The following is a 2,557-nucleotide window of genomic DNA, read 5'->3' on the forward strand; positions in this document are numbered from 1 at the left end:
GTCCCCCGGCAGGACACCCGCCTCACCTACCCATGGCAGCCTCCGCCCGAAGCACCGCCCGCGCCCGCGGCGCCCCCTGCGCCCGTACCCGGCCGCCACCGGGACCTGCGGCTGCTGCGCGCGGCCTACCGGCGGCAGCGCCGCGTCGCCACGCTCACCGCGCTCGGCTACTTCACCCTCTTCCTCGTCCTGTCCGCCTGCGCGCCCGCCCTGATGAGCGGCACCGTCGGCGGCGGGCTATCCACCGGCCTCGTGCTCRGCCTCGGCCAGCTCCCCGTCACCTGCCTCGCGCTCGTCCTGTACGAGTGCACCGCCCGCCGCGGGCTCGACCCGCTCGCCGCACGCCTGCGCCGCCGGGCCAGGTCCACCGAGGAGTGGTCATGAGCGACAGCGCGCAGTCCATGTCCCTGGTCGCCTTCATCGCCGTCGTCAGCTTCACGCTGCTGCTCTGCGTCATGACGGGGCCCGACCGCGACGACCTCGACGAGTTCTACACCGGCTTCGGCGGGCTCAGCCCGCTGCGCAACGGGCTCGCCATCGCGGGCGACTACATCTCCGCGGCCACCGTCCTCGGCACCGGCGGCGTGATCGCCCTCCTCGGGTACGACGGCGTGGTCCTCGCCCTGAGCACCGCGCTCTCCCTCACACTGCTGATGTTCCTGCTCGCCGAACCGCTGCGGAACGCGGGGCGGTTCACCATGGGCGACGTCCTGGCCCGCCGCATGCCCGGACGCCCGGCGCGCGTCGCCGCCTGCCTCGCCACCCTCGCGGCGCTGCTCCCGCTGATGCTGGTCCAGCTCGCGGGCGCGGGCGACCTGCTCTCCTTCATCCTCGGCTTCTCCGGCGACGGCCTGCGGACCGGGTGCATCATCACCCTGGGCGCCCTGATGATCAGCTACGCGGCGATCGGCGGCATGAAGGGCACCGCCCTCATCCAGATCCTGAAGATCGTGATGCTGCTCGGCTCCGGGCTGGTGATCTCCGCCCTGATCCTGCGCCGCTACGACTTCGACCCCGGCGCCCTGCTCTCCGCCGCCCAGCACGGCAGCGGGGCAGGACCCGCCTTCCTGCGCTCGGGGCTCCAGTTCGCCGACAGCCCCTGGCCGCGCCTTGACATGATCAGCTCGGAGCTGACGGTGGTCCTCGGCGGCGCCGCGCTCCCCCACGTCACCATGCGCATGTACACGGCCCGCAGCGCCCGGGAGATCCGCCGCTCCATGTCGTGGGCCGTCACGGCGGTCTCGCTCTTCGTCCTCGTCATCACCGTCGTCGGCTTCGGGACGACGGCGATGCTCGGCCGCGCCGCCGTCGCCGGGCACGACCCGCAGGGCAACACGGCGTATCTGCTCGGCGCCAGGGCGGTGTTCGGCGCCGACGCCTCGACGGCGGAGACCCTGCTCCTCACCACGGTCACCACGGCCCTGTTCCTGACGCTGCTCGCCTCGGTGGCCGGGATGATCCTCGCCTGCGCCAACTCCCTGGCCCACGACGTCTTCGCGCACGGCCGGGCCCTCACCCCGCGCCGCGAGATGACGCTGGCCCGCGTCTCGGCACTCGCCATCGGCGCGCCCGCCATCCTCCTCGCGGTCCTCGTCAAGGACCACAACCTCCAGCCCCTGGCCACCCTCTCCTTCTGCCTGGGCGCCTCGGCCCTGACCCCCGCCCTGGTCTACAGCCTCTTCTGGCGCCGCTTCACCCAGACGGGCCTGGTCTGCACCCTGCTCGGCGGCACCCTGGGCTCCGCCGTCCTGATGACCGGCACCAATCTGGTCTCCGGCGCCCCCGGCGCGGCCTTCCCCCACCACGACTTCACCTGGTTCCCGTTCACGACCACGGGCCTGGCCTCCATCCCCCTCGGCTTCCTCCTGGGCTGGCTGGGCACCCGCCTCTCGTCGAGGTCGGAGGCGGACGAGCAGCGCAAGCGGTACGAGGCGGTGGAGGCACGGATTCTCGCCGGGTAGGGCCCGCGAGGGGGCGGGGCCCCGCAAAGGCCCTAGGACTCGGCCGGGGCGCGGCCCGTCAGAGTGGCGAGGCTGGTCTTGACGTGGTCCATGTGGCTGCGCACCTCGTCCCACTCCTCCCCGTGCTCCCGGAGGACGCGCTCCGTCTCGCGGGCGGTCCGCTCCTCCTGGAGCCGGGCCTCCGCCACGATCTCGGCGGCGCGTGCCGTCGCGTCCTCCTGGCCGTGCCGGGCCGCCTCCTCCACCTCGGCGAAGGACCGCTTGGCCGCGGACAGGCGGGCCTCCGCCGCGGCGATCCGCTCGGCGGTCGCGGCGTCCGCCGCGGCCTCCCGCTCACCGATCTCCCGCTCCAGTACCTCCCACCGCTCCCCCTGCTCCTTCCGCTGCTCGGCGAGCAGCCCCTCGCACCGCTGCCGCACCTCCCGCAGCGCGGCGAGCGCCTCGCCCCGCACCTCCTTGGCCTCGCGCCGGGCGGAGGTCCGCACCTCGTCCGCCGTACCCCGGTCCGCGAGCTCCCGCCGCCCCACCCACTCGTCGGCCTCGGCACCCACACCACCGGCGTACTCACGCGCGGCGTCGCGCGCCGCGACCGCCCC

3 protein-coding genes are annotated in these 2,557 nt (G+C 74.4%); 2 read left to right on the plus strand and 1 reads right to left on the minus strand.

The window, feature by feature from the left end; translation table 11 throughout:
* Together AB8Z36_RS37880 and AB8Z36_RS37885 are read left to right on the plus strand one after the other, a co-directional pair.
* Positions 1-384, plus strand: a 384-nt coding sequence (locus AB8Z36_RS37880; protein ID WP_369217912.1) for a DUF485 domain-containing protein, incomplete at its 5' end; no start/stop codon positions are given.
* Positions 381-1,961, plus strand: coding sequence for a sodium/solute symporter (locus AB8Z36_RS37885; protein ID WP_369217913.1), 1,581 nt, complete (start codon positions 381-383; stop codon positions 1,959-1,961). The genes AB8Z36_RS37880 and AB8Z36_RS37885, both read left to right, overlap by 4 nt.
* Positions 1,962-1,993: 32 nt before the next feature.
* Here the strand turns inward: AB8Z36_RS37885 and AB8Z36_RS37890 are convergent.
* Positions 1,994-2,557, minus strand: a 564-nt coding sequence (locus AB8Z36_RS37890; protein ID WP_369217914.1) for a cellulose-binding protein, incomplete at its 5' end; no start/stop codon positions are given.

This window comes from Streptomyces flavofungini (assembly GCF_041028215.1).
In the GTDB taxonomy this organism is placed as follows: Bacteria; Actinomycetota; Actinomycetes; order Streptomycetales; family Streptomycetaceae; genus Streptomyces; species Streptomyces flavofungini_B.

What these genes read in the sequence shown, in the direction of transcription:
- AB8Z36_RS37885 (WP_369217913.1), top strand. Translation starts at nt 381, where the DNA reads ATGAGCGACAGCGCGCAGTCCATGTCCCTGGTCGCCTTCATCGCCGTC.